The sequence below is a fragment of the Streptomyces sp. AC627_RSS907 genome (assembly GCF_019049165.1).
Genome location: NZ_JAGMUE010001174.1, coordinates 1 through 553 on the forward strand (window position 1 = coordinate 1; position 553 = coordinate 553).

General features: G+C 76.7%; 1 protein-coding gene. It reads left to right on the plus strand.

Features of this window, described 5'->3' with window-relative positions; translation table 11 throughout:
• The coding region (locus KUM32_RS40910; RefSeq protein ID WP_217146732.1) for a PAS domain-containing protein at positions 1-553 on the plus strand (553 nt) is incomplete at both ends.

The following is a 553-nucleotide window of genomic DNA, read 5'->3' on the forward strand; positions in this document are numbered from 1 at the left end:
GACTGGCACCGCGGGCGCACCCCGTACGACTTCCTGCCGCGCGCCGAGGCCGACCGGTTCAGCGCCTCGCTGCGCCGGGTGATCGAGACCGGGACGCCGGTCACCGGGATGCAGATCGTCGGCTCGCGGTACGGCGAGACCGAGCGGCACCGCTGGCAGGTCTCGTTCTACCGGCTGCACGGCGGCTCCGGGCGGCCGATCGGCGTCGCCGGGCTGGTCATCGACATCACCGGGCGGCGCCGCGCCGAGCAGGAGGCCGCCGGCGTGCGGCGCAACCTCGCGCTGCTGAACGAGGCCGGGGCCCGCATCGGGACCTCGCTTGACCTGGAGACCACCGCCCGCGAACTGCTGGCCGTCGCCGTGCCGCAGTTCTGCGACCTGGCCTCGGTCGACCTCTACCAGGGCCTGCTCGCCGGCGACGAGGCGGTCCCGGAGCTGCGGACCGCGACCCGCCCCGCGAGCCCGAAGCGCGGGCGCACCGGCGAGCCGGCCAAGGGCAGCGCGCCACTGCGCCGGGTCGCCTTCGCCAGCGCCGTCTCCGACGGCCCGGTGG